Below are 24,355 nucleotides of genomic sequence, written 5' to 3'. Positions count from 1 at the left end.
GCCTCGCGTGCCGGTCTCCGTCAAGCCTGAAAAGCACGCTTTTTCGCCGCCGCCGCCGGGCGAACTCGTGGCGAGCGCACCCGGTGCAGCCGGAGGATCGCCGCGCTACAGGATTGCGCCCATCTGCGCCTCGACGCCCTTCGGATCGGCAGCGAGCCCGGCCGCGATGTCCTTGGCGAAGGCGCCGGGATAGAGGTCGCCCTCTGCGCCCTTCTCCACCTCGTCGAGGATCTCCTTGACGGCCTCGGCCGGCGGCATCTTCGGCGGCGGGAAGTCTGCCGTCATGCGGGTGTCTATGGCGCCCGGCATGACGCCGATGACGCGCGTTCCCTGGCCCTTCAGCTCGGCCCTGAGCGCCTGGGTCATGGAGAGGGACGCGGCCTTGGAGGCGCACAGCGATCCCATCAGCGGCAGGTTCACGCGCGCCAGGATCGACAGCATGTTGACGATGGCGCCGCCGCCGTTCGCGGCGAGGACAGGCGCGAAGGCCCGGGCAACGGAAAGGGTGCCAAAATAGTTCACCTCCATTTCCTCCCGCGCGATGACGAGATCGGGCGCCCGGAAATAGGAGGTGTTGTGGTTCACGCCGGCGTTGTTGATCAGGAGCGTGACGTCGCTGGCGTGCTTCGCCGCCGTGGCAACCGCCGCCGGATCGGTGATGTCGAGGGCAAGAGGCTCGACCGGGCCGTCAAAGGCTGGGAGACGGCTCGGGTCACGAGCCGCGGCATAGACTTTGGCGGCACCGCGCGCGACCAGCTCGTTGACGAATTCCGTGCCGATGCCGCCGGAGGCGCCGGTAACGAGGACAACCTGCCCCTTGATCGAAGTGCTCATCGATGGATCCTCTCGCTTCTTGTCGCTGACATCGTGTGGGGTGCCCGGGGCGGTCGTCCCGAGCCAGCCGGGATCGATTTCCGGCAGAGGGACGGCGTCCAGAAGGGTGCGGGTGTAGTCGGCCCTGGGGGAGGCAAAGACCTCGGAGCAGGGACCCTGTTCCACCACCTCGCCATGATAAAGCACCACCAGCCGGTCGCAGAGGGCACGGACGACGGACAGGTCGTGGCTGATGAAAACGAGCGTCAGGCCCATGCGGGCTTGCAGTTCCCTCAGCAGGATCAGGATCTGCGCCTGGGTGGAGACGTCGAGGCCGGAGACGATCTCGTCGGCGACGATGAAATCGGGCTCCAGCGCGATGGCGCGGGCGATGCCGACGCGCTGGCGCTGGCCACCGGAAAGCTCGTGCGGATAGCGCTCGGCGAAGGCGGTCGGCAGACCGACGAGATCCAGCAGGCGCTCAGCGGTGGCGCGCCGCGAGCCGTCGGGGAAGGGCACGCCGAACGCCTCGAACGGTCGCGTCAGGATGGTCGCCAGATTCAGCCGCGGATTGAGCGACGACATCGGATCCTGGAAGATCATCTGCATCTTTGGCCGCAGCGGGCGAAGCGTCGCCTCGGGCGCTTTCGCGATGTCGTTGCCCTCGAAGAGGAGCGATCCGCCGGAGACCGGCAGGAGCCGGATCATCGCCCGGCCGAGGGTGGTCTTGCCGGAACCGGATTCACCCACCAGCCCGACGGCTGATCCGCGCGGCACGTCGAGATCGATGCCCATTACCACCGTGATCTCGGGCGGGGGGCCGAAGACGCGGGATTTCGTGCGGTCCGGAAGCGAAACGGTGAGCTTTCGCGCGGAGAGGATCGGATCGCCGTTCACAGCGTGCCTCCCGGATGGCGCCTGTCCCACTCGGACGCGTCCTTCCAGAGCGAGGCGGCCAGGGACGCCGGCACCGGCGACAGCACGTCCGCCGGGCGGTCGAAGCGCGGCGTCGCGGCCTGGAGCGCCTGGGTGTAGGGGTGCTGGGGATGCTCGATCACCTGGGCGCAGGATCCCTGTTCGAGCACCCGTCCGGCGTGCAGCACGGTGACCCGGTCGCAGATCTTGGCGACCACGCCGAGATCGTGGGTGACGAACAGGACGGCGGCCTCGTGGCGGGCCTGAAGGTCGCGGATCAGCGCGAGGATCTGGCGCTGCACCGTCACGTCGAGGGCCGTGGTCGGCTCGTCCGCGATGATCAGGCGCGGCGTGGTCTGGAAGGCCATGGCGATAAGGACGCGTTGCCGCATGCCGCCGGAGAGCTCGTGCGGATAGCGATCCAGCACGGCCTCGGCATCGTGGATCGCCACCTCCTCAAGCCCGGCGAGCGCGCGGGCACGGGCCTCTTTCCGCGACAGACCCAAGTGCCGGGTGAGCGGCGCGATCATCTGGACGCCGATGCGTTTCACGGGGTTCAGTGCCGTCATCGGGTCCTGCGGAATCAGCGCGATCTCCTTGGCGAGGAGGCGCCGCCGACGGGCCTCCGCCATGCCGGGAAGATCGACGCCGTCGACCATAACGAAGCCATGCGTGATTTTCGCCGACCGCGGCAGCAGCCCGAGCACGGCCTTGCCTATGGTGGACTTGCCTGCGCCGGACTCGCCGACCAGGCCGTGAACCTCTCCCGGTGCGACGGAAAGCGAAACGTCGCGCAGGACCGGCTGGCCGGCGATGGTGACGACGAGGTCCTCGACCTTGAGAAGGGGCGTGCTCATCGCCGGTGCACCGGGTCGAGCGCGTGGCGGAGGCCGTCACCCATCAGGTTGAACCCCAGGACGGCGACGACAATGGCGGCGATGGGCAGGCCGAGCAGCCACGGCGTCTGGTAAACCACCTGCCGGCCCTCGGCGATCATCCCGCCCCAGGTCGGGAAGTCGGTGGAGATCGACAGGCCGACGAAGGAGAGGATCGCCTCGACCACGATGGCGATGCCCATCTCCACGGACACGAGCGTGATGATCAGCGGAGCCACGTTCGGCAGGACCTCCTTCCATAGGATGAAGACGCCGGAGAGGCCGAGGGTGCGGGCGGAGGCGACGTATTCCATCTCGCGCTCCACCATGGTTTCGGACCGCACCACGCGGGCAAACCGCGTCCAGTCGACCACCACGATGGCGACGATGACGGAGGACAGGCCGGCGCCGAGCACGGCGGCGAGCACGATGGCCAGGAGCACCGGCGGGAACGCCATCCAGACCTCGATGAGCCGCGACACGGCCTGGTCCACGGCGCCGCCGAAATAGCCGGCCAGAAGCCCGAGGAGCGACCCGATCGCGGCGGCCAGAAGGGCGGCGATCAGCGCCACCGTCAGGGCCACGCGGGTCGCGTAGATCAGCCGGGAGAGGATATCGCGGCCCAGGCTGTCGGTGCCGAACAGGTAGCCCGGCTCGCCGCCGGCCTGCCAGGATGGCGGCAGCATGGAATAGAGCAGGTCCTGCTCCAGCGGATCGTGAGGCGCGATCAGCGGCGCGAACAGCGCCACCAGCACCAGCGCGCCAATGACGACGGCGCCGGCGACAAGCCTTGCGTCGATCGGATGCGACGCACGCCGCGGCGCGGGCGCGGCCGGGGTTGCCGGTTCAGCCACGGCGAAGCCTCGGGTTCAGGAAGGTGACGAGGATGTCGATCAGGAGATTGATCGCGATGAACAGCACCGCGAAGGTCAGCACGATCCCCTGAATCAGCGGCAGGTCGCGGTTGATGACGGCGTCGACGGCCATGTTGCCGATCCCCTCGTAGGAGAAGATCCGCTCGATCAGCACCGTGCCGCCGACCAGGAAGGTGAACTGCACGCCGGTCAGGGTGACCGTCGGAATGGCGGCGTTCGGCAGCGCCTCGTTCAGGAGCACGGCTCGCCGGGAAAACCCGCGGGCCTTCGCCATCTGCGCGTAGTCGGCGCTTTCGGCCACCGCCAGCGAGGCCTTGAGCACCCGGGCGATGATGGCGGAGAGAGGCAGGGCGAGCGCCAGCGCCGGCATCAGCATGTGGGAGAGGAGCACCCGGGCCACCGAGAGCTGTCCGGTGACCAGCGCTTCCACCAGGTAGAACTGGGTGGTGAACTCCACCGGCAGGCGCGGGTCCAGGCGCCCGGAGATTGGCAGGACGGGGTAGAGGACGCCGAAGACCAGGATGAAGATCAGCCCCCAGAGGAAGTCCGGAATGGCAACGACGATGCCGATGATCCCGTCCACCGCCCATTCGCCGGCGCGGCGGCGGTAGAAGGCGCCGATCAGCGCCAGCGCCGTGCCCAGCACGATGGCGATGAGGGTGGCGAGCGCCACCAGTTCCAGCGTGGCGGGAAGCCGTCCGAGAATCAGGCTGCCGACATTCTGGCGCAGACTGATGGACGTGCCGAGGTGGCCGGTCGCCAGGTCGCGGAACCAGGCAAGCATCTGGACGGCGATCGACTGGTCGAGCCCGTAGGCGGCCCGCAGGCGGTCGATGTCCTCGGTGCTCGCGCCCGGCGGGATCATCATGGCGATCGGATCGCCCGGCACCACGCGCAGCAGCACGAAAACGACGATCGCCACACCGACGAGGGTCGGCGGCACCAGGAGAAGGCGGCGGAGGAGGGCGGTCCGGCCCATGCGTCAGGTGATCCCCTTCAACGCAAAGCTCGACACTGACCGGCACGCGCCGGGCGACAAGCCCCGGCGTCGTGGCGGTCGGCGGATGGAGAGAGCGTGCATGGCGGACGGCGGCGGGACCGAGCGGTCGGCCGCCGTCCTCCAAGGCGGCCGGGATCAGCCTTCCGGCGTCATCTTCTGCGGCAGGAGCATGCCGTTCGCCTGCGGCACCACGGCGACGCTGTCGATGTGCACGATGGGCTGGACGAACTGCAGCAGCGGGATCACCGCGCCGGTGTCGGCAATCAGCTTGTCGACCTTCTTCCAGCCCTCGATGCGCTTGGCCTCGTCCTTCTCCGCCCAGAGCGGCGCAATGGCGTCGAACACCTCCTGGCCGTCCCAGACGGAGTGCGGCGAGGGGCCGAACATGGCGTGGCCGGTGGAGGTCGCCGGGTCACCGATGGCGTTGCCCCAGTTGTAGAAGGCGGCCTCGGCCAGCTCGTCGCGGGCGCGCAGCTCGTAGTGCTTGGCGATCTCGTAGACCTCGATGGTCGCCTCGATGCCGACCTTGCGCCACATGCCGACGATGGCCTGCACCATCTCGTAGTCCTTCGGCTTAAAGCCGCGGGTGGTCTGGATGGTGAACTTCACCGGGTTGTCGGTGGAGTAGCCGCTCTTCTCCAGAAGAGCCTTGGCGCCGTCGGGGTCGTAGCCGACGGTGATGGAGGGATCGTAGGCGTCGTATTCCGGCGTCTGCAGGGTGTCGATGGGTACGCCGTAGCCGCGCAGGAGCCGGTCCACGATCGCCTTCTTGTTGATCGACATGGCGGCCGCCCGCCGGACGTTTTCGTCCTTCATGACGCCCACATCGTTGATGAAGATCATCGCGATGTCGGAGATCGGGATCGTCTCGCCGACGATGCCGGGCTTGTCCTTCAGCCGGTCGAACTCCTCGTAGGGGATCTCGAGCGTCACGTCGGCCGCGCCGGATTCGATCTCCGCCACGCGGCTGGTCGAGTCGGGCACGAATTTGAAGATCACCGTCTCGAAGGCCGGCTTGCCGCCCCAGTAATCCGGGTTGGCCTTGAGCCGCAGGAAGGCGTTGCGCTCGAAGGTATCGACCATGTACGGGCCGGAGCCCACCGGCTTCGCCTCGAAGCCTTCCGCGCCGACCTCCTCGTAGTAGTTCTTCGGCATGACGTAGCCGGTGAGGAACGCCATCCACTTGAACAGGTCCGGCTGGTACTCCTTCACGTCGGCCGTGATGACGTTGCCGTCGATGGAGAAGTTGCCGATCTTCGACCAGACGAACTGGATCGGATTGCCACTCTCGGGATTGCCGGCGCGCTCGAGCGACCAGACCACGTCTTCCGGGGTGACCTTGTCGCCGTTGTGCCAGACGGCGTCGTCGCGCACCGTCAGCATGACCTTGGTCTTGTCGTCGTTGTACTCCCACTTCGTCAGCAGGCCCGGCTCGAAGGAAAGGTCGGGTGCCTGGCGGATGTAGGGGTCGAAGATCGCCTGGTAGATGGTCTGGATGGTCGGATTCACCGCCGAGGCGCCGACCGTCGGGTCGAACGAGGGCAGGTTCACGTTGTAGGCGATGGTGACGGTCTTGCCCGCCTCCTGCGCCTCCACGTGGGCCGCGCCGAGCGGCAGGGACAGGGTTACGGCTCCGGCAACGGCGAGTTGCAGGAGAGTGCGGCGGGAGAATACTGGTCCGTTCATGGCGGCCTCGCGTCGATGAAGGCGATCTGGAAGGGTTTGGTGCTTGTTGTGTTTCGGGCCCGGTCGTTGCCGGACCCGCAGGTCGTATCCGGCGCCGGCGTTCCCCGCGCCGGCGCAGTCTGTCGGGGCGATCAGCCCTTGGGCGCGCTCTCGGCCCAGCGTGTCATGAGCGTGTTGGACGGCAGGGTCTCGTCGACCAGCTTGTCGGCGGTCTCCTTGCCGGCAACGGGCAGGCCGGTCGGGTCAAGCACGCCGATCTGGACCAGGACGGAGGCCTGATCCCAGTAGATGTGCTCGTTGTAGAGCTTGTCGCCGCGGAAACGGACGATGGCCACCAGCGGGATCTCGACATATTTGCCGGTCGGCGCGAGCCCCGGCAGCATCCAGTCGATCTCGATGTCGTGGGTGAAGCAGAACAGCATCTCGTCGACGACACGGTCGGCGCCGATGGTCCGCGAGATCGGGATCAGCTTCGTGTCCGCCGGCGTCTTCGGGATGAAGTGGTTCTTGTAGAACCGGTGCAGGTCCTTGTAGCCGACGCCGCCCGTCAGGGTCGGGATGTGGTTGACGTAGGGCTCCGCCACCATTGTCTGCATGGTGAGGTCGACGTCGCGGGTTGCGAACTCGTACTCGCAGTGCTTGTCCCACAGCATCGACAGGTCGTAGTGCGGCCCCATCACCTCGCGGAAGAGCGCGATGGAGCGCGAGTGCGCCATCAGCGCAGCCGGCTTGTCGTAGGACTCGCGCTCGACGGCGGCAAAGGCGTGGTCGCAGCCCGGGTAGAGGTAGAACTGGACGTCCTGCCGGTCGGCGAAGGCCTCCATGATCTGCTTGCGGGCTTCTTCCGGCGCAAACTTGTCCAGCTCGGCGAAGTGGAACACCAGCGGGCAGGTGGCGTCCTTCACCTCGTCCAGCGCGGCTTCCAGGCCGACGCCGTAGTAGCAGACCGCTGCATCGACATCGGTGCGCGCCGCGGTGAGGAAGGCCAGCTTGCCGCCGAGGCAGAAGCCCAGCGCGCCTACCTTGCCGACCTGCTCGGGACGGGCCCGCAGCGCCTCGATGGCATCCGCGGTGTCACGGATCGCCTGATCCTCGTCGAACTTCTGATAGTAGCCGAAGGCCTTGCCGAAATCCTCTTCGTCGTAGCCGAGCTCGATATGCGGCTCGAAGCGCCAGAAGAGGTCCGGAATCAGGACGACGTAGCCTTCCTCCGCGTAGTAGTCGGCGACGTCGCGCATCGTGTGGTTTACACCGAAGATCTCCTGCAGGAGCACGATCCCCGGTCCGGAACCCGTTTCCGGAACAGCAAGATAACCCTGGAATGATTGTCCATCCGAGGTCGGGATGTCGATCCACGTACCGGCCATGTGTCCCCTCGATCTCTGGCGGTTATTCGTCCCGCCGCTCTGGAACGACGAGACGCTTGTTTGGATTTATAATAGACTTTGCCGTTAAAAATCGAATATGGCAACCGGTGACACGCGGTGGAGATGCGAAATGGCAGCATCGAGGAAATTGGTGGAGAACGCTTCCGCCGAGGCGGGCGCGAACGGCGGCTGGCATCTTGCGCGCACCCCGGACGAGGAGCGCCTTGCCGGGCTGGAGTTCGCGCTCGAGCGGGTGGCTCAGGCCTATTATCGCTGGAAGGCGGCGTGCTTTTCCCAGGTGGCCGAGCTCGGCATCTCCGGTGACGACGTCGCGATCCTGAACATGGTGCGCTACGAGGACCGGCCGAAGCGGCTGTCCGAGATTGGCCAGCTTCTCAACCGCACAGACGTGCCGAACATGCAGTACGCCATGCGCAAGTTCGTGAAGGCCGAGCTCGTCGAGGCGATCGGCAGCGGCTCGCGCCGCGACACCCGCTACCAGGTCACCGATGCCGGCCGCGAAGTGACCGACGCCTATGCCGAGCTGCGCCGCGACGTGCTCCTGCCACTGGCCGGCGATCTGGACCAGGGCGATGCCGCCTTCTCCACCATCGCTCGTGCGCTCGACGCTCTTGCGCTCGCCTATGGCAGCGCCGCCCAGTCCGCCCCGATCAAGGGGCGATAAAGCGGCACGCTGGGAGGCGGGGATCGGCTCGCCGTTTCGAGGCAGAGCCGCCCGATGTCACGCCGCGATCGCGGCGCGTGTTCTGGTGATCGCCAGCGCGGCGCGTCCTGCCTCGCGGCCCTTCTCGACGAAGTGGGCCTTGAAGATGCCGATGTGGTGGTCGGTCTCCTGGAAATGGTGCGGCGTGAGCGAGACGGAGAGCACCGGAACGCCGGTTTCCAGCCCTGCCCGCATCAGCCCGTCGACCACCGCCTGGGCCACGAAGTCGTGCCGGTAGATGCCGCCGTCGACCACGAGGGCAGCCGCGGCGATCGCCGCGTAGCGACCGGTGCGGGCGAGGTCCTGGGCAAGCAGCGGCATCTCGAAGGCGCCGGGCACATCGAACACGTCGATGTCGGCGGCTGGCACGATCTGCCGGAAACCCTCGAGCGCCTGGTCGACGATCTCGGAATGCCAGTTTGCCTTGATGAAAGCATAGCGGGCGGCTGTCATGTGAACTCCTCTTCGCGACGACACCGTCACCCGGAGCGATCACATGCGCGCTTCCGGGGAGGCGTGTCCGGCTCCGGCGAGGGTCGGCGCGAATGCGCGCGACGCCCGGATCCGGCCCTGCCTGCGGAAGGCCACCATCCACGGGCGCGGATGGCGTGCCGCCCTGCCAGGAGACCGCACGTTCTCTCTCATCCGGACTGTGACCGTCGGTTCAGGAGTCGCACCTGATCTGCTGACCCTTCCGGGCGGGCACGCGGGCCGCGAGGCGATCCCGATTTCCTGTCCGTGAAGGCGCTCGCGGACTCGCATTTCTGCTTACCGCCGGTGGGGAGTTTCACCCCGCCCCGAGAACGGCCGGAGTATTGCCGCTCGCGCGGTCAACGGCAATCGAAATGCGCGGGGTCAGGCGGCGGTGCGCTGAAGGTCCACGGTCCACGCGTGGTACCCGTAGACCCAGTCGGCGTTGCCCTGCTTCTTCATCCACTCGTTGGCCAGCGACGAACGCTGGATCTCGGCCGTACGGGCCTTGCGCGCCTCCTCGTAGGCAACAAGTGCAGCGGGCACGTCCACCTTGGCGGCGCCGTCCAGGGCGCGGGCGAGCACGATGGCGTCCTCAATCGCCATGCAGGCGCCCTGAGCCATGAACGGCACCATCGGGTGGGCGGCGTCGCCGAGAATGGTGATGCAGCCCTTCGACCAGGTCGGCAGGGGTTCGCGCACGTGGAGCGCCGAGCTCGTCACCTCGTCCAATGCGTTGAGGAGCGCGCGGGCCTCGGGGTGAAAATCCTTGTAGGCCTCGCGGAGAGCCGCGAGATCGCCGGGGATGGTCCAGCCTTCCTCCGTCCAGTCGGAGCGCGGCGTCGTGGAAAAGACGAAGATCTCCTGGCCGTGGCTGAGCGGGAAGGTGACGATCTGGTAATCGGACGTCGGACCCCACCACTTGGTGAAGGCGTCGAGGTTGGCAAGGTCGCCGGCGGCTGCGCGGGGGAAGACGCCGCGGTGCGAGACGATGCCTGTGAAGGTCGGATGATCGTCACCGAAGAGGGCATGTCGCACGACGGAATGGATGCCGTCGGCGCCGATGACGACATCGAAGGTCCGGCTGGAGCCGTCGGCGAAGGTGATCGTGGCCCCATCAGCGACCGGCTCGACGCCGGCGATACGGTGGCCGAAGGCGAGCGTATCTGCGCCGAGGGCCTCGGTGAGGATCGACAGGAGATCGGCCCGGTGGAGGGTGAGCTGCGGCGCGCCGTAGCGCTCTTCCGCCGCGGATGACAGCGGCAGACGCGAGGTTTCCTCGCCGGAGTCCCACATGCGGCTGATGCGATGGGTCGGGCGGGCGGCGGTTGCACGGGCGGCTTCGCCGACGCCGAGGCCGTCAAGCGCATGAACGGCGTTGGGCGTGAGGTTGATATCGGCGCCGACCCGGCCGAACCGGGCTGTCTGCTCGAAGATCGACACGCTGTGCCCGAGCCGCTGCAGCGCAATTCCGGCACACAGGCCGCCGACACCGCCACCGCAAATGCCGATCGAAAGCCCCGTCATCGTGCCCCTCCGCCTGAATGATCAATATTGAACATAATGTTCTATTTTGTCATTCTCGGTGGAGGTGGTCAATGCCGGCGGGGCTGCCCGCTGCGGTTGTCGAGGTGTTCACAAAATGACATGGTGTTCAGATTAGGGTCGCGCCGAAGCCGATCCGGCGACTCGATCCGGATCGATCCGTTCGTGCCGCCTGGCCCATTCAACGATGCCTTGCCGGTGCCGGACGCGCCGGCGTCTTTCGGATCTATCATCATGACCAGCAGAGATGACGCGCAGGACGGGGCTACGGCCGGTGCGACCTACACCGTACCGCCCGTGCAGCGTGCGCTTGCGCTTCTGCGCTACATCGCGGCCGGAAACCGCTGCCGCAACGTCTCCAGGGCGGCGAAGGAGCTGGGCATCAACCGGACGACCTTCATCCGGCTTATCGCGACCCTGGAAGCAGAGCGGCTGATCGAGGAGATCGACGACGCCGGCGGTTACCAGCTGGGACCAGGGTTTTTGGCTCTGGCCGCTGACGCGCTGAACGCGCGCGACGTGGTGCAACTGGCGCGACCCGTCCTGTGGAGCCTGGTGCGCGAGCTTGGCCTGTCCGCGCACTTCGCGGTCCTGGACGGGCGTGACATCGTCTATCTCGCCCGCCAGTCGCCGAATGCGCAGCTGGTCTCCAACGTTCGGGAGGGGACCCGTCTGCCAGCGCATGCGACCACAATGGGACGGATCCTGCTCGCGCAGCTGAGCACCGAGGAGCTGCATGCGCTCTATTCGGAGGCGGACCTGGCATCCTACACCTCCAAGACGCCGACGACGCTCGCCGAACTGGAAACACAACTTGCCGTCGACCGCGACCTGGGCCTGGCGCGCAGCGTCGCGAACTTCGAGCTCGGCATCGGATCGTGTGCCTGCGCCGTGTTCGACCATCTGGGCCGAGCCGCCGGGGCAATCAACGTCAGCGGTCCGGACGCGCTGTTCGCGCCGGCCGAGGGGCGGTCCGCCGCTATCGAGGAAGCGGTGCGCGCGGCCGCCGACCGGCTCAGCGCCTCGCTCGGCCATGTCCCCGCCGACCGGCGCCAGCCAGCGCTCAGCGACGCCTGATCCGATCAAGGCTGAGCGCGGCCCGGCGTTTCGCGATCGGAGTGCCCGCCGAGCAGGGTGGAGACGCGCGCCGCCGCGCGTCCGATCGCCTCGGACAGCCCGTCCTCCAGGGCCCCGATATTCTCCGGTGATGCGCTTGCCGTCAGGTTGATGGCCGCGACGACCCTGTCGGTCATGTCGCGCACCGGCGCGGCGATGCTGGCGATGCCGGCCTCGAAATCGCCGACGTGGGACACCCAGGCGCGACCGCGATCCTCGCGCCACTGGGCCAGCACGCCGGACAGCATCTCCGGCGCCGCAAGGCCGCCTGCCTGGGTGTCTGCCCGGTAGAGCGACAGCAGCGTTTCTTCCTCCAGGTCGGCGAGCAGGACGCGGCCCATGGTGGTGCTGCGGGCCGGCAGCCGGCTGCCCACGTGGACGATACCGGTGAGGCGCGCCGGGGCGGGGAGGCGCAGCACGTAAAGCACCGAGGTGCCGTCGAGGATGCCCATGTGGGCCGACCAGCCGGTCTCGTCGCGCAGCCGCTCGAGCTCGGGATAGGCCACCTCCACCAGTTCGCGGGTCGCCAGATAGCCGTAGCCGAGGCGCAGCACGGCCGGTCCGAGCGCATAGGTCTGGGTGCGCTTGTCGTGCAGGAGGCAACCCATGTGGGCGAGGGTGTAAACCGTGCGGAAGGCGGCCGAGCGGCTGGTGCCGAGGCACGCCGCGAGCTCGCTGAGCGTCAGGTTCGGACGCTCCGGGGTGAACGCCTTGAGGGCCTCCAGCCCCCTGATCAGCCCGGGCACGAGATAGCGGTCCTGGCTGTCGGTCGGCGGGACGGGATCGGTCATGCGGATGCTCGTGTGTTTTGTATGTAAAACATCGTATCGCATGCAAAACAGATTGGCGCTAGGGTCGTTTTCAAGTTGCCCGGCCCGACCACGAGGAGAGGACGCCATGAACATTCAGACCGCCGCCCAGCCCGCCGACCTCAAGCAGCGCCTGCTGCAGCACGTCGGCCGCTTCGTGGACAAGGAGTTCGACTGGAACGCCTTCCCGAGCAATTCCGGCTTTCCGGAGCTCGAGCGTGCCCAGATGCGCTATATCGGCGCCGGCGGTTCGCCGAAGGTTGGCGACACCACGACGCTGAAGCCCGACCACTTCACCGTCAGCCTGATCTACAAGGAGCCGGGCAAGTACGCCGCCTGCCACTCCCACGAGATCGAGGAATCCTTCCTCATCATCGACGGCGCGCTGATCGTCGGCTGGGAGAAGGACGGCGAGGTCGTCGAGGTCCGCCTTGGCCCGAAGGACATGATCCTGAACGCCCGGGAGATCGGCCACGGCTTCCGCAACGACGGCGTCGAGCCGGTGCTGATGTCCATTTCCGTGGACGTGGGCAAGCCGCTGCCGCCGGTCTACCACTACCATCCGAAGGAGCATCCGGCAGAGCTGGCCCGCTCGTTCGGCGCCGAGCCCGGCAAGACGCTGCCCTTCGACCGCAACGGCGAGCATCCGATCCAGAAGCTGATGGCGGAGTACGTGGTGCGCCACAACGAGCTGGAGACGCACTGGGAAGACGCCGGCTTCACCCGCAAGGTCTATGTCGGCCCGGGCGGCGTCGATCACGATACCTGCCGCAAGGAGATGCTGGGCGTGCCGTCCGGCGTGGGCGTCAAGCCGTTCACCCGCGAAGTCGAGGACGCCTTCCTGGTGCTCGAGGGCTCGCTGACCGTCGGCTGGGAAGAGAATGGCGAAACGGTCGAGGTCGAGCTCGGCCCGCGCGACCTGGTGAAGACCCCGGCCGGTCAGCCGCACTGGTTCCGCAACAACGGCGCCGGCGCCGCCACCGTCTGGTACATCGTCGGCGACGCCGAACCGGAGACCGTGGTCTACGAAAAGGCCTGATCCGCGCTTCGCAAAGGCTGTGAACTGACCAAGCCGCGTCTCCTGCCCGGAGGCGCGGCTTTCTGCTGTCGGGACGTCGGGTCAGGCGGGGCGGTGGCCGAGCCGCTCGGAGATCTCCCGCGCGGTGGCCTGCACGGCATCGCCGATCACGGCAAGCCTGGATTCGTCCTGGCGGAAGACGTGCTCGGGGCCGGACACGTTGATCGCCGCCACCGGCCGATCGCGGTGGTCGAACACGGCGCAGGCGCAGGAGCCGATCCCCGGCTCGAAGTTCGCCGCGCTCCAGGCGATCCCGGTCGCGCGGTCGGCGGCGATCTGCTCGGTCAAAGCCTCGAAGCTGGTGGCCGTACGATCGGTGAAACCCTCCATCGGCGCGTCCCGGTAAAGCGCCGCCAGCTCGTCTTCAGGCAGATAGGCGAGAATGATGCGCCCCATCGTGGTGGCATGGGCCGGCAGACGCGTCCCCTCGCGGACGTTGGAGACGAGGTGGGAGTTGGGGGATTCGCGCACCAGGTAGATCACCTCGTGGCCATCGAGCACCCCGAGATGGGCGGACAGGCCGATGGTGGTGGCGAGCGTCGCGAGACGGGGGCGCCCGACCTGGATGACGTCGCGCCCGTTCATGGATTCCGTCGCCAGTCCGATCAGACCGAGACCCAGCCGGTAGCCGGCATTCTCGTCGCGCTCCTCGATCATCCGTTCCTCCCGCAGCGTGTGCAGAAGCCGGATCAGGGTGGTGCGGTTGATGGAGAGATCCTTGGCGGCGCGCGAGATGTTGGCGCAGCTGTTGCCGGCGCCGACATATTTGAGGACGGCGATCGCCCGTTTGACCGGGGGCACCTCGTAGGCGGTCGGCTTGTCGCGGTCCATCTCGTCCCTCGCCGGAAACATGGTCGGCGAGGTGTAACCGCTGATTGCGCGGCGGTCGAGATGGCGCCGCTCAGGCCTCGACCAGGCCGGCCGCCTCGGCAACGCGGGCGTCGGCCCAGTCCATGGCGAGATCTTCCGCCAGGTCGGAGCTCGAGGCGTCGTGGGTGATCCGTTCGCCGACCTTCTTGGCGCCGTGGGCGGTCAACAGGTCCTCCATGCGCTTGGAGCCGTTGTTGAAGGTCTCTTCGTATTCCATGTCGCCCATCCCGAAGATGGCGAAATGGATGCCGGCGAGATCCGGCTTCGCGGCTTCCATCGCCTCTGCGAAAGGCTGGGCGGAGGCGGGAAGCTCGCCGTCGCCGTAGGTGGAGCACACGACGATGTAGAACCGGTTCTTGTCGAACGAGCCGGGATCGAAGTCGGAGAGGTTGGAGAGTTCAACGGAGTGGTCGCCTTCCAGGTGGGACTGGATGTCCTCCGACAGCATTTCCGCGTTGCCGGTCTCCGTCCCGTAGAGAATCGTGATGTCCATCGTCAGGTCTCCGTTTTGGCGCGGGCGGCGGCCAGCATGTCCTCGACGCGGGTGAGTTTGCGCCGGCAGCGTGCATCGGGAAGGTCGGCCGTCTCGGCGGCGTCGATCCTGAGCCAGCCCTCATAATCGGTAATGGTGTCGAAGCGCGAGCGCAGCGCCGTCGCACCCGGCCGGGTGCCGCTGGGCGGGGCGGCCTCGAGATCGGCCGCGATCCGCTTGGCAAGCGCCTGGGCGTCGGCCCGGTTCTCCGGAATCGTGCCGCGAGGCCCGCGCTTGAACCAGCCGGCAAGATAGAGGCCGGGCTCCACGACGCCGGCCTCCGCATCGCTGGCGCGACCGACCAGGCCGCTCCGGTTCATCGACGTGTCGTCCTCGAAGCCGATGGCGGTGATGACGCTGTCGCAGGCAAGGACCAGTTCCGCGCCGTCGCTCGCATTGTGGAAATGCATCTCCGTCACGCGGCCGTCCGTTCCGGCGGCGCGCTCCGGCGCCCAGCCGAAGCGGAAGGTGACGGTCTTTGCCGCGTCGGCCGCGCCGTGGCCATCGATTTCGCGCAGCGCGGCGAGCCGCTTGTCCTCGCCCTCCGTCGCGTCATCCAGGTCCTCAACCACGATCCGCACGCCCGAGAGCTTGCCGAGTTCGCGGATCATGACCGGATCGAACTTCGCGTGGGCCGCGGGCGAGCGGCCGACAATGTCGATGGTGCGTACCGCGGTCTGCTCGAGCCGGGTGGCGTGGTGGTCGCCGAAATCCGAGCCCTCGAATTCGTGGGTCTCCTTGGCGAGGATGCGCAGGATGTCGATGGCGACATTGCCGTTGCCGACGATCACCACCCGTTCGCCGAGGGCCGGGTTGTGGGCCGCCTCGTCGGGATGGTCGTTCCAGTGTCGGGTCAGCGTGCCGGCGCGGAACACCCCTTCGAGCTCTTCGCCGGGAACGCCGAGGGTCCGGTCGGCGGAGAGGCCAGTCGCAAGCACCACCACGTCGTAGAGGTCGCGCAGCTCGTCCAGGGTCAGGTCGGCACCGTGTTCCGGGTCTCCGATCCTGAGGTTGCCGACGAAGCCAACGCCTTCGCGCTCGAACAGCCGGGCAAACTGTCGGATGACGCCCTTGGTGCCCTGGTGATCGGGGGCGACTCCGTACCGGACCAGCCCGTAGGGCACCGGCATCCGGTCGATGATGTCGATTGCCAGGTCATCGCGCAGCTTGCCGAGCGCCTGGGCGAGGTAGCAGCCCGACGGTCCGGCGCCGACAATGGCGATGGTCACGCTCACGGTTGCCTCTCCTCTCGCGCTCAGTTGAAGACGAAGCCGTTGTTGACGGGCAGCGTCTGGCCGGTGAGCGTCAGCGCATCCTGCGACAGCAGGAACGAGATCGTGCCGACCACCTCGTCGGGGCTCTGCGGTCCGGGGACGGCGCGGCCGGTCTCGTACAGCGTGTGCCGATGCTCGGGCACATACTCCGTCGAGGCCGTCGTCAGGATGCCGGGCGCCACGGCCGTGACACCCACCCGGTCGGGACCGAGTTCACGGGCGAGCGACCGGGTCATCGCCATCACCGCCCCCTTCGAGGCCGTGTAGGAGATCAGATTCGGCGCGCCCCACAGCGCGGTGTCGGAGGCGAGGTTGACGATACGGCCGCTGCCCGAGGCGATAAGCAGCGGTGCCATCGCGCGGATCATCAGCCAGGTGCCGCGCACGTTGACGCGCTGCACCTTGTCGAAGGTCTCGATATCAACGTCGCGGAAGCCGATGCCGCCGATGCCGGTGGCGATGGCGCCGTTGTTGACGAGCCCGTGCAGCTGGTCGCGCTCGCCGGCGAGCGTGGTCGCGAAGCGGTCGATGGATGCAGGGTCGCCGAGATCGATGACGTGCGCCTCGCAGGAATGGCCTGCGGCGCCCACCGCGTCGGCCGTCTCCAGGCAGCGCGCCTCGTCGAGATCGGCGAGGATCACGTAGGCGCCGCGACGGGCACAGTCGAGGGCGATTTCACGCCCAAGGCCGCCGCCTGCGCCGGTGATGACGATCGACCGGCCTTCCAGCATGGCAATCGCTCCGCTCGTATCCATCGGTCCGCTGTCCCCGCGCGCGGTCATGACAGGCGCGCCCAGGGCAGGGGGCCATCGCCGAGGCCGTGGTAGATCGCCTTCTGGCGCTGGTAGACCCGCATGCCCTGGCGTCCCTTCTCGCGTCCGATGCCGCTCGCCCCGTCGCCGCCGAACGGCGTCGAGATGGAGAACTGCTTGTAGGTGTTGATCCAGACGGTCCCGGCGTCGATGGCGCGCGCCAGCCGCCAGGCCCGGGCAAAGTCCTTCGTCCAGATGCCGCAGGCCAGCCCGTAGTCGTTGTCGTTGGACTGCGCAATCACGTCGGCCTCGTCCTCGAAGGGCAGCACGACCAGGACCGGCCCGAAGATCTCCTCCCGGCAGGTGCGGCTGTCATTGGTCAGACCCTCGATGATGGTCGGCTTCAGGTAGGCTCCCTGGGCATAGGCGTCGCCTTCCGGGCGCTCGCCGCCGGTCAGCACGCGACCGCCTTCCTCGCGGGCGAGCGCGATGTAGGCCTCGACAGCCTCTCGATGCTCGAAGGTCACCAGCGGCGCGACCTGTGTCGCAGCTTCGAAGGGCGAGCCGACGACGAGCTTCTCCGTCGCCTCGACCAGGCGCGCGACGAACGTGTCGTAGATCTCGCGCGCGACGAACAGGCGCGAGCCGGCGATGCACGACTGGCCGCTGGACGAGAAGATACCGAACAGGACGCCGGCGATGGCCTGGTCCATGTCGGCATCGGAAAAGACGATGGTCGGCGACTTGCCGCCAAGCTCCAGCGACAGCGGCATGAGCTTGCGTCCGGCCTGCTCGCCGATGCGCCGGCCGGTTTCGGTGCCGCCGGTGAAGGAAATGCGGCCGATGTCCGGATGCTCCACAAGGAGGTTTCCGATTTCGCGGCCCGAGCCCGGCAGGACGGAGAAGAGGCCTTCGGGCAGGCCGGCCTCCTCGATGATGCGGGCCAGCTCCAGCGAGACCAGTGGCGACCAGCTCGACGGCTTCAGGAGCACGGCGTTCCCGGCGGCGAGCGCCGGGGCGACCTTCTGGGCGTCGGACGCGATCGGGGAATTCCACGGCGTGATCGCGCCGACGAGACCGATCGGCTCGTGAACCGACAGGGTGAGACAGTCGCCACGACGCGCGGTCAGGTCCTCGTCGGCGGTTTCCAGGACAGCCGCAAAGTAGCGGAAGGTCCCGGCCGCCGACATGGCGAGCGCGGTGGTCTCGGTCCGCGTCTTCCCGGTGTCGCGGGTCTGGATGTAGGAGATCCGGTCGACGTTCGCCTCGATGCCGTCGGCGATACGAGCCAGGTAGCGCGCCCGCTGGTGCGGCAGGAGATCGAGCCAGGCAGGATCGGACTGGGCGGCCTTGGCGCGCGCGATGGCGCGCAGCCCGTCCTCGACGGACGCGCCTGACAGGCGGCGGTTTTCCGAGCCGTCATGGGAAAAGGTCGAGACGATCTCGGCGCCCGATCCGGTCTCCCACTTGCCGCCCACGAAAAGGCGGCCGTCGGGAAGGTCGTAGGTTGTTTCGGACATCACTTCCTCAGATCGACAGCGGCGCGATGCGGTTCAGCACCTCGCGGGCCACGCTGTACACGGTCGAAACCGACGTCTTGGGATTGTCGGGGGAGGCCTTGCCCTCCAGCCGGATCGTGTAGTTCACCGACGCCGAGCGCACCTCGTATTCGTGCGTGTTGCCGGTGGCGGCCGGATCGGCGATCAGCCGCACGCGGGTCCGGTCGAAGCCGACCCCGGCGAGCGCCAGGGTCGCGGCGACGTTGGCGTTCTTCGGATACTGGGTGGCGGCAGCGCGAGCCGTACCGGAGAAGAACACCGCCTCTTCGGCGAGCGATGCAAGGTCGAGGATCTCTTCGGCCGGCGTGCCGGTCCAGGCGTGCGGCGGCTTGCGGCCGGTGTAGATGACCTCCTCGATGCCGGCGAGGCGCGCGGCGGCGAGCGCATCGATGCCGCCAATGGCACCGGAAACCAGCGCCACGCGGGTGCGTCCGGCGGCTGCGGCGTCTTGCAGCGCGGCGGTGGTGGCATCGTCGGCGAGCGCCCCGATGGAGACGATGATCGTCTCGCAGCCGGCCTTCAGGATTTCCGGGACCGTCTCGCGCACCACCTGATGGACCGCGCATTCGATGGTCAGGTCGGGGCTGGTGGCCAGATAGGCGTCGACGCTCTCGTGGAAGCTCACCTCGTCGGCGAGCGCGGCGGCCCGGTCCGCCAGCGCCGTCTTCGCCGCGTCCACCATGCCCGGCGGGCAGAGGACCGAGACCGCCTCGAAGCGCGCCCGCCCGTCACGGGCAAGCACGTCGAAGAGGGTCGAGGCGATGTTGCCGAAGCCGATGATGCCGAGGCGTGCGATCATGAGTTGGCCTTCCCTGCGGCGCCGGCGGGCGGGCCGGCGAAAGCTTCCGCGAACGGGCCGATGGCGACCATGTCGACTTCCAGCACGACGGGCCCGTCGGCCTTCAGCGCGGTATCGAACGCGTCCGGGAAGGCGTCGATCTCGCCAACGCGGACGTGCGGCATGTCGATGGCGTCGCACAGCTTGGCGAAGTTCGGCGTCTTCAGCGCCGAATAGTGGCGGCGACCCTCATACTGCGCATCCTGGATGTTCTGGATGACGCCGTAGGCCGCATCGTTCATCAGCACGTAGACGATCGGGGCGTTTTCATCGACGGCGGTGATCAGCTCCGCCATCCCGAGCATCGCGCCGCCGTCACCCACCAGGCAGACGGTCTTGGCGTCGGGCGAGGCGATCGCCGCTCCGATCCCCATGGCGATGCCCTGGCCGATGCCGCCGCCGGCGGCATGGACGCCGAGATTGGGCGCCGCCACCGTGACGTAGCGGTTGCCGAAGGTGGAGTTGGAGATGGTCACGTCGCGCACCCACGGGTGACGTCCGGCAATAACGCGGGCGAGCAGATGGTCGGCGATCACCTGGTAGGGGCCGAGGCGTCCGCGCAGCGCGCCCTCCGCCCGGGCACGGGCCGAGGCGATGTCGTGCGGGAAGGACGGGTCGGTGTCCAGTCGCGCCGGCAACCGGTCGAGCAGGCGGGCCAGCGTATCGGCCGCATCGCCGTGGATGAACTGCTCCACGGGATAGTTCTTGCCGCAGCGGCCCGCGTCGGCATCGATTTGCACGAGCTGTCCGGGAAGCGGCAGCTTGTTGTCGCGGGTCTCGTTGCCGCGCAGCTTCGAGCCAATGACGATCATCAGGTCGCAGGTGGTGTAGATCTGCGCGGCCTCGGGCGTCATGTTGAAGGCGCCGAGGCTGGCGGCGTTGTCCTCCGGCACGACGCCGCGACCGGTGGTGCTGGTCACCGCGCCGAACCCGCGATCCACCAGTTCAGTGGCCTCCTTCGAGGCGCCTCGGGCACCGCCGCCGAGCCAGATCATCGGCCGCTTGGCCGCCTTCACGCGCTCTGCGAGCTCGTCGATCGCCGCGTCCGCCGCAATCGGCCGGACGATCACCGGCGGGTAGGCGCGGGCGGCGGTGACCGGCTTGGCGCGCTGAACGTCGACGGGGACTTCCAGGCTCACCGGGCCGGTGGGCGCGCTGAGCGCGGCGGAGGCGGCTGCGGTGAGCGTACCGATGACGGAAGCGGCGTCCCAGATGCGGAAGGTGGCCTTGGAGATGCCCTTCAGCATCTCCGGCTGCTTCGGCACGTCGTGGATCGGTGCCCGGTCGCGGTCGGCGTGCGAGAGATCCACCTGGGTGGTGATGTGCAGCACGGGGCTGCCGACGGTGAGCGCTTCGGCCTGGCCGCCGGCGGCATTGCCTGCCGCGGTGCCGGTGGAGGTCAGCACGACGCCGAGCCCGCCGGAGACGCGCGCATAGGCGTCGGCCATGTTCATGGCGCCGGCCTCGCCGCGTGCCGGGACGAAACGGATCAGCCCCTGCTCGGCGATGCCGTCGAGGATCGGCATGTTGTGGATGGAAATGACGCCGAAGACGGTCGTCACGCCAAGATCCGCGAGCGCCCGCGCGATCTGGCCGCCGACCGTGTCGGGAACGAGCGCCCCGTGGGGCTCGTCAAACGAAGCGTGAGACGCCGCCAGAGATCTCAAGGTAGGCTCCTGTGATGTACGAGGCGGCGGGCGAGGCGAGGAAAACGAGCGCGCGCGCCGCTTCCTCGGCCTGGCCGAGCCGGCCGAGCGGGATGTTCTTCTTGGATGCGAGATCGGCGAACCACGCCTCGCGCGACTGGGACTGGTCGTCCCGGTTCTCGAAGCGGCGCTGCCACTGGTTGGAATCCACCAGGCCGATCAGGATCGAGTTGACCCGGATCGCCGGGGCGAGCTCGACGCTGAGCGACTTCAACAGGCTCTGGACGCCGGCACGGGCGGACGAGGTGCACACCATGTGCGCCTCAGGCTGGAAGGCGAGCAGCGAGTTGACCGCCACGATGGCGCCCTGGCCGCTGGCCTCGAGCGCCGCGCGGAAGGCCCGCACCGGATAGATCTGGCTGAAATATTTGAGCTCGAGCTCTTCCCGCCACGCCTCGTCGGTGGTGGACGCGAAGGTCGAGACCCGGCCCTGGCCGGCATTGTTGATCAGGGCGTCGACGCCACCGAAGCGCGCAAGCACGCGCTCCGCGAAGCCGCCGAAGGCGGCCTCGTCGAGCACGGACACTGCTTCGGCGAGGATGCGCTCCTCGCCGAAATCGGCGACGAGCCCGATCTTTGCCGCCTCGAGCCGCTCGGCGCCACGGGCGCAGAAGGCGACGTTGGCGCCTTCCTCCAGGAAGAGGCGCGCGGCCGCGAGCCCGATGCCGGAGCTGCCGCCGGTGACGACGACCGTCTTGCCGTTGAGCCGGAGATCCATCCGCTCAGCCCTGCTTCAGGGACGGGAAGCCGGGATCCGGCCGCCCCATCATCACCGCGCGCTGGGCGGGGGTGGGCGGGCCGGCGGTCATCCAGCGGTCCATGGAATCGGGATCCGTGCGCGACCAGACCTTGGCCTCGTGCGTCGCCTCGTCGATCTGCTGCAGCTCGGAGGTGAACTCGATGACGAAGCCCGACGGCGAGACGAAATAGGCGAACGGGTTGTTGCCGGGGCCGTGGCGGCCGGGACCCCAGCTCGGCACCTGCCCCTTCTGCTTCATCCGGCCGATGCCGCGCATGAAGGAATCCAGGTTCGGCATCTCGAACGCCACGTGGTTGACGCTGGCGTAGGGCGCGCGCACCAGGGCGATGGAGTGGTGGTCGGTGGAGCAGCGCAGGAACACCATCTGGTCGGCCGAGTAGTCGCTGACCCGGAAGCCGAGCACCTCGCAGTACCAATCGCGGACGCCCTCCATGTCGGGCGTGTTGAGCACCACGTGCGACACCTTACGGGGCAGGGCGAACTGGTCCTCCGACGGCTTCATCGCGAGGTCGGTGGTGAAGCGCAGGCGGCGGCAGTCCGGGTCGAGGATCTCGAAGCCGTAGCCGCCGATCTCGTCCTGGAACTCGGCGGGAGCCCCGAGCGCGGTGGCGCCGCGCTCCACGCTCTGCAGATAGAAGGCGTCCATCGCGGCCCGGTCGGGCATGCCGAAGTGAACATACTCGATACCGTAGCTGTCGCTGTCCTTGAGGCCGTAGAGGAACGGCTCTGGACCTGTGCCGGCCATGTAGGCGACGCCGTCGCCGCGCTTGGCCAGCGAAAGTCCCCAGGACTCGACGTAGAAGTCGACGGTCGCGGTCATCGCGGGGGCGCGCATCATGATGCCGCGCAGATGTCCGGCTCTCAAAGGCTCAGTCATCGCAACCTCCTGTCTCGATCGGTGTGCTGGCGGTCATGCCGTCTCTCCAGAAGCGGAGGCGGCGAGCGCGCCGGTGACGATGTTCGCGAAGGCTTCCGGCTGCTGCAGGTAGACCGCATGGCCGGCCGCCGGGATCTGGAGGTAGTGCGGCGCGGGCCCTCCCGCGGACCGGCGGGCCTCCAGCGCGGCGAGCGTCTGATCCTCGGGAGTGACCGTGTCGCCCTCGGCCCAGACGAAGGTGGTCGGGATGGTGACCGAGGCGAGGCTCTCCGATAGCCGGCCCGACGACAGCATCCGCACGGCCTGCCCGTAGCCCGGCAGGGTGACGGCAGCCATCGCCGTCTCCACGGCCGCAACGGCGTCCGGCGCGGTGTCGGCTTCATGGACCAGCTTCGGCGCCCGGGTTCGGGCGAACTCGACGCCGCCCAATGCCTGGAGGGCGTCAATCCGGGCGCGGGACTTCTCCGGCAGCTCGCTGCCGACGGGAATGCCGTAACCTGCCGCGCATTCCGAAAGCACCAGGCCGCTCAGCCGGGCGCGGTGCCCGGCGGCGAAGCGCGCCGCGATCAGGGTGCCCAGCGAATGGCCGACGAGCAGCGCCCGGTCGATCCCCAGCGCGTCGAGGAACCGCAACAGCGCCGCGGCATAGGCGTCCTCGGTCGGCCAGTCTTCGGCGAGCGGCGCGGAGCCGGCATAGCCGGGGGCATTCCAGAAGATCAGGTCGAGGTCGGGGTGCAGGTGGGGAACCAGCGGCAGGAAGGATTCGCCACGCGAGCCGATGCCGTGCAGGAACACCACCGCTTCGCCGGGCGCTGAACGGCGAAGGAAGTCGATGCCGGCCGACGTCGCGCGCAGAACGCGATCGCCGCCGTCCATCTCGTCCGACTTGTGGGGCATGGCCGCCTCCCAGCTTGCCGTGCGCAAGAATCGTTCTTTATTGAACATAGTGTTCACGATTATGGTTACGCCTGATGGCCGGGCCTGTCAACGGATCGACAGGGGCGGACACGGGTCAATGCGGGTCAGGGCCGGGCCGCCGACGCGGCCCGAGCCGGTCAGTGGTCCTCGCGCTCCAGGTAGTGCAGCACGCGCTTCTCGACGCCCGCGACGGCGAAGTACATGACGATGCCGATTACCGTGAGGAGGCCGATGGCGTTGAAGACCATCGCGGTGTTGGCCTGGCCCTCGCCATAGGTGATGAGGAAGCCCAGACCGGTGTTGCCGCCCACCAGTTCGCCGACGGTCACGCCGATGACGGCAAGCGTCGCGCCGATGCGCAGGCCCGCGAACAGCGACGGCATGGAGGAGGGGAACTCGATCTTCCGGAAGATCGTGAAGCGCGACATGTTGTAGACGCGTGCCAGGTTGATCAGGTCCCGGTCCACCGTCTTCATCGACTGCAGCACGTTCACAAGGATCGGGAAGAACACGATCAGGATCGTGACCAGCAGCTTGGGCAGGGCGTTGTAGCCGAACCACATGATGAACAGCGGCGCGAAGGCGACCTTCGGAGCGATCTGCAGCGCCAGGATGTAGGGCGACAGGACCCGCTCCCAGAGCTTCGACAGGCCGAGCAGGTAGCCGAACACGGCCCCCATCGCGCTGCCCAGCAGGAAGCCGACAACCGACGTCACCAGGGTCGACATGAAATTCTTGCCGAGCTCCTCGTACTGCAGCATCCGGAAGAATTCCGAGAGGCAGTCTGAGAAGGTCGGGATGATGTATTTCGGAACGTCGAAGAGCGGCGGGAGGAACTCCCAGGCCGCTATGACCGCGACGCCGACGGCGACCATGATGCCGAGCTCCGGCCCGGCCGGGTTCCAGCGGGAAAGCATGGTGGGAAGGAGCCGGGACATCCGGGGCCTCTCGGTTCCGGTTGCGCCCCCGAGATCGGGGGCGCTCCGAGTGTCGAT

At 68.0% G+C, this 24,355-nt stretch carries 23 protein-coding genes and 1 riboswitch; of the genes, 3 read left to right on the top strand and 20 right to left on the bottom strand.

What is annotated here, in order from left to right:
* Window positions 1-105: 105 nt before the first annotated feature.
* The 6 genes from C507_RS23585 to C507_RS0104750 form a co-directional block, all read right to left on the bottom strand.
* Entirely contained in the window at window positions 106-1,710 is a 1,605-nt protein-coding gene (locus tag C507_RS23585; protein WP_018698523.1) for an SDR family oxidoreductase, read from the bottom strand.
* A complete protein-coding gene (locus C507_RS0104770; RefSeq protein ID WP_018698522.1) occupies window positions 1,707-2,585 on the bottom strand; it encodes an ABC transporter ATP-binding protein in 879 nt (292 codons plus the stop codon). The genes C507_RS23585 and C507_RS0104770 overlap by 4 nt, the downstream gene beginning before the upstream one ends.
* Complete coding sequence (locus C507_RS0104765; protein WP_018698521.1) at window positions 2,582-3,457, bottom strand: ABC transporter permease; 876 nt, start codon at window positions 3,455-3,457, stop codon at window positions 2,582-2,584. Before C507_RS0104765 ends, C507_RS0104770 begins: the two co-directional genes overlap by 4 nt.
* A complete protein-coding gene (locus C507_RS0104760) occupies window positions 3,450-4,457 on the bottom strand; it encodes an ABC transporter permease (RefSeq protein WP_018698520.1) in 1,008 nt (335 codons plus the stop codon). Before C507_RS0104760 ends, C507_RS0104765 begins: the two co-directional genes overlap by 8 nt.
* A gap of 156 nt (window positions 4,458-4,613) precedes the next feature.
* Window positions 4,614-6,164 carry an ABC transporter substrate-binding protein gene (locus tag C507_RS0104755; protein ID WP_018698519.1) on the bottom strand — a complete coding sequence of 517 codons (1,551 nt, stop codon included), beginning with the start codon at window positions 6,162-6,164 and terminating at the stop codon, window positions 4,614-4,616.
* Between the two features lie 131 nt (window positions 6,165-6,295).
* Window positions 6,296-7,531: a dienelactone hydrolase family protein gene (locus C507_RS0104750; protein ID WP_018698518.1), complete on the bottom strand. Its 1,236-nt coding sequence runs from the start codon at window positions 7,529-7,531 to the stop codon at window positions 6,296-6,298.
* Window positions 7,532-7,661: 130 nt separating this feature from the next.
* On the opposite strand from C507_RS0104750, the gene C507_RS0104745 reads away from it, so the two are divergent.
* Window positions 7,662-8,216, top strand: coding sequence for a helix-turn-helix domain-containing protein (locus C507_RS0104745; RefSeq protein ID WP_156829163.1), 555 nt, complete (start codon window positions 7,662-7,664; stop codon window positions 8,214-8,216).
* A 57-nt stretch (window positions 8,217-8,273) separates the two neighbouring features.
* On the opposite strand, the gene C507_RS0104740 is transcribed toward C507_RS0104745, so the two are convergent.
* Entirely contained in the window at window positions 8,274-8,708 is a 435-nt protein-coding gene (locus C507_RS0104740) for a 6,7-dimethyl-8-ribityllumazine synthase (protein WP_018698516.1), read from the bottom strand.
* Between the two features lie 176 nt (window positions 8,709-8,884).
* Window positions 8,885-9,064: riboswitch (FMN riboswitch) on the bottom strand.
* A gap of 46 nt (window positions 9,065-9,110) precedes the next feature.
* A complete protein-coding gene (locus C507_RS0104735) occupies window positions 9,111-10,253 on the bottom strand; it encodes an FAD-dependent monooxygenase (protein WP_018698515.1) in 1,143 nt (380 codons plus the stop codon).
* 252 nt (window positions 10,254-10,505) lie between these two features.
* Here C507_RS0104735 and C507_RS0104730 point away from each other — a divergent pair, with 252 nt between their 5' ends.
* Window positions 10,506-11,348, top strand: a complete 843-nt coding sequence (locus tag C507_RS0104730) for an IclR family transcriptional regulator (protein ID WP_051089711.1) — start codon at window positions 10,506-10,508, stop codon at window positions 11,346-11,348.
* Between the two features lie 5 nt (window positions 11,349-11,353).
* Here the strand turns inward: C507_RS0104730 and C507_RS0104725 are convergent, their stop codons facing one another.
* Entirely contained in the window at window positions 11,354-12,178 is an 825-nt protein-coding gene (locus C507_RS0104725; protein ID WP_018698513.1) for an IclR family transcriptional regulator, read from the bottom strand.
* Between the two features lie 106 nt (window positions 12,179-12,284).
* Between C507_RS0104725 and C507_RS0104720 the strand changes: the two genes are divergently transcribed.
* Entirely contained in the window at window positions 12,285-13,235 is a 951-nt protein-coding gene (locus tag C507_RS0104720) for a cupin domain-containing protein (RefSeq protein ID WP_018698512.1), read from the top strand.
* 81 nt (window positions 13,236-13,316) lie between these two features.
* Here C507_RS0104720 and C507_RS0104715 read toward each other — a convergent pair whose 3' ends face one another.
* The 11 genes from C507_RS0104715 to C507_RS0104665 all read right to left on the bottom strand — a co-directional run bounded on the left by C507_RS0104715 (window position 13,317) and on the right by C507_RS0104665 (window position 24,298).
* Window positions 13,317-14,105, bottom strand: coding sequence for an IclR family transcriptional regulator (locus C507_RS0104715; RefSeq protein ID WP_018698511.1), 789 nt, complete (start codon window positions 14,103-14,105; stop codon window positions 13,317-13,319).
* A 70-nt stretch (window positions 14,106-14,175) separates the two neighbouring features.
* Window positions 14,176-14,637 (bottom strand): flavodoxin domain-containing protein, encoded by a 462-nt coding sequence (locus C507_RS0104710; RefSeq protein WP_018698510.1) that lies wholly within the window; start codon window positions 14,635-14,637, stop codon window positions 14,176-14,178.
* Window positions 14,638-14,639: 2 nt separating this feature from the next.
* Window positions 14,640-15,911 carry an FAD-dependent oxidoreductase gene (locus C507_RS0104705; RefSeq protein ID WP_018698509.1) on the bottom strand — a complete coding sequence of 424 codons (1,272 nt, stop codon included), beginning with the start codon at window positions 15,909-15,911 and terminating at the stop codon, window positions 14,640-14,642.
* A 20-nt stretch (window positions 15,912-15,931) separates the two neighbouring features.
* A complete protein-coding gene (locus tag C507_RS0104700) occupies window positions 15,932-16,705 on the bottom strand; it encodes an SDR family oxidoreductase (protein WP_245559649.1) in 774 nt (257 codons plus the stop codon).
* A 23-nt stretch (window positions 16,706-16,728) separates the two neighbouring features.
* Complete coding sequence (locus C507_RS0104695) at window positions 16,729-18,222, bottom strand: aldehyde dehydrogenase (protein ID WP_018698507.1); 1,494 nt, start codon at window positions 18,220-18,222, stop codon at window positions 16,729-16,731.
* A gap of 7 nt (window positions 18,223-18,229) precedes the next feature.
* A complete protein-coding gene (locus C507_RS0104690; RefSeq protein ID WP_018698506.1) occupies window positions 18,230-19,060 on the bottom strand; it encodes an aspartate dehydrogenase in 831 nt (276 codons plus the stop codon).
* Window positions 19,057-20,766 (bottom strand): thiamine pyrophosphate-binding protein, encoded by a 1,710-nt coding sequence (locus tag C507_RS0104685; RefSeq protein ID WP_018698505.1) that lies wholly within the window; start codon window positions 20,764-20,766, stop codon window positions 19,057-19,059. The genes C507_RS0104690 and C507_RS0104685 overlap by 4 nt, the downstream gene beginning before the upstream one ends.
* A complete protein-coding gene (locus tag C507_RS0104680; protein ID WP_018698504.1) occupies window positions 20,732-21,523 on the bottom strand; it encodes an SDR family oxidoreductase in 792 nt (263 codons plus the stop codon). Before C507_RS0104680 ends, C507_RS0104685 begins: the two co-directional genes overlap by 35 nt.
* Before the next feature lie 4 nt (window positions 21,524-21,527).
* The gene (locus tag C507_RS0104675; RefSeq protein WP_026318852.1) at window positions 21,528-22,442 is read right to left on the bottom strand and encodes a VOC family protein; all 915 of its coding nucleotides are present in this window, start codon (window positions 22,440-22,442) and stop codon (window positions 21,528-21,530) included.
* Window positions 22,443-22,475: 33 nt separating this feature from the next.
* Window positions 22,476-23,339: an alpha/beta fold hydrolase gene (locus C507_RS20365; RefSeq protein ID WP_018698502.1), complete on the bottom strand. Its 864-nt coding sequence runs from the start codon at window positions 23,337-23,339 to the stop codon at window positions 22,476-22,478.
* 158 nt (window positions 23,340-23,497) lie between these two features.
* Window positions 23,498-24,298 (bottom strand): ABC transporter permease, encoded by an 801-nt coding sequence (locus C507_RS0104665; RefSeq protein WP_018698501.1) that lies wholly within the window; start codon window positions 24,296-24,298, stop codon window positions 23,498-23,500.
* Window positions 24,299-24,355 lie beyond the last annotated feature (57 nt).

Origin of the sequence: Amorphus coralli DSM 19760 (assembly GCF_000374525.1) — a bacterium.
Taxonomy (GTDB): Bacteria; Pseudomonadota; Alphaproteobacteria; order Rhizobiales; family Amorphaceae; genus Amorphus; species Amorphus coralli.
Note: the sequence above shows the minus strand (reverse complement) of the source record. Positions and strands in the feature narration are given on the sequence as shown.

Excerpts from the sequence above, each read along its gene's own strand:
- C507_RS0104770 (WP_018698522.1), bottom strand. The coding sequence starts at position 2,585 with ATGAGCACGCCCCTTCTCAAGGTCGAGGACCTCGTCGTCACCATCGCC.
- C507_RS0104760 (WP_018698520.1), bottom strand. The coding sequence starts at position 4,457 with ATGGGCCGGACCGCCCTCCTCCGCCGCCTTCTCCTGGTGCCGCCGACC.
- C507_RS0104755 (WP_018698519.1), bottom strand. The coding sequence starts at position 6,164 with ATGAACGGACCAGTATTCTCCCGCCGCACTCTCCTGCAACTCGCCGTT.
- C507_RS0104750 (WP_018698518.1), bottom strand. The coding sequence starts at position 7,531 with ATGGCCGGTACGTGGATCGACATCCCGACCTCGGATGGACAATCATTC.
- C507_RS0104745 (WP_156829163.1), top strand. The coding sequence starts at position 7,662 with ATGGCAGCATCGAGGAAATTGGTGGAGAACGCTTCCGCCGAGGCGGGC.
- C507_RS0104740 (WP_018698516.1), bottom strand. The coding sequence starts at position 8,708 with ATGACAGCCGCCCGCTATGCTTTCATCAAGGCAAACTGGCATTCCGAG.
- C507_RS0104735 (WP_018698515.1), bottom strand. The coding sequence starts at position 10,253 with ATGACGGGGCTTTCGATCGGCATTTGCGGTGGCGGTGTCGGCGGCCTG.
- C507_RS0104730 (WP_051089711.1), top strand. The coding sequence starts at position 10,506 with ATGACCAGCAGAGATGACGCGCAGGACGGGGCTACGGCCGGTGCGACC.
- C507_RS0104725 (WP_018698513.1), bottom strand. The coding sequence starts at position 12,178 with ATGACCGATCCCGTCCCGCCGACCGACAGCCAGGACCGCTATCTCGTG.
- C507_RS0104720 (WP_018698512.1), top strand. The coding sequence starts at position 12,285 with ATGAACATTCAGACCGCCGCCCAGCCCGCCGACCTCAAGCAGCGCCTG.
- C507_RS0104715 (WP_018698511.1), bottom strand. The coding sequence starts at position 14,105 with ATGGACCGCGACAAGCCGACCGCCTACGAGGTGCCCCCGGTCAAACGG.
- C507_RS0104710 (WP_018698510.1), bottom strand. The coding sequence starts at position 14,637 with ATGGACATCACGATTCTCTACGGGACGGAGACCGGCAACGCGGAAATG.
- C507_RS0104700 (WP_245559649.1), bottom strand. The coding sequence starts at position 16,705 with ATGGATACGAGCGGAGCGATTGCCATGCTGGAAGGCCGGTCGATCGTC.
- C507_RS0104695 (WP_018698507.1), bottom strand. The coding sequence starts at position 18,222 with ATGTCCGAAACAACCTACGACCTTCCCGACGGCCGCCTTTTCGTGGGC.
- C507_RS0104690 (WP_018698506.1), bottom strand. The coding sequence starts at position 19,060 with ATGATCGCACGCCTCGGCATCATCGGCTTCGGCAACATCGCCTCGACC.
- C507_RS0104680 (WP_018698504.1), bottom strand. The coding sequence starts at position 21,523 with ATGGATCTCCGGCTCAACGGCAAGACGGTCGTCGTCACCGGCGGCAGC.
- C507_RS0104675 (WP_026318852.1), bottom strand. The coding sequence starts at position 22,442 with ATGACTGAGCCTTTGAGAGCCGGACATCTGCGCGGCATCATGATGCGC.
- C507_RS20365 (WP_018698502.1), bottom strand. The coding sequence starts at position 23,339 with ATGCCCCACAAGTCGGACGAGATGGACGGCGGCGATCGCGTTCTGCGC.
- C507_RS0104665 (WP_018698501.1), bottom strand. The coding sequence starts at position 24,298 with ATGTCCCGGCTCCTTCCCACCATGCTTTCCCGCTGGAACCCGGCCGGG.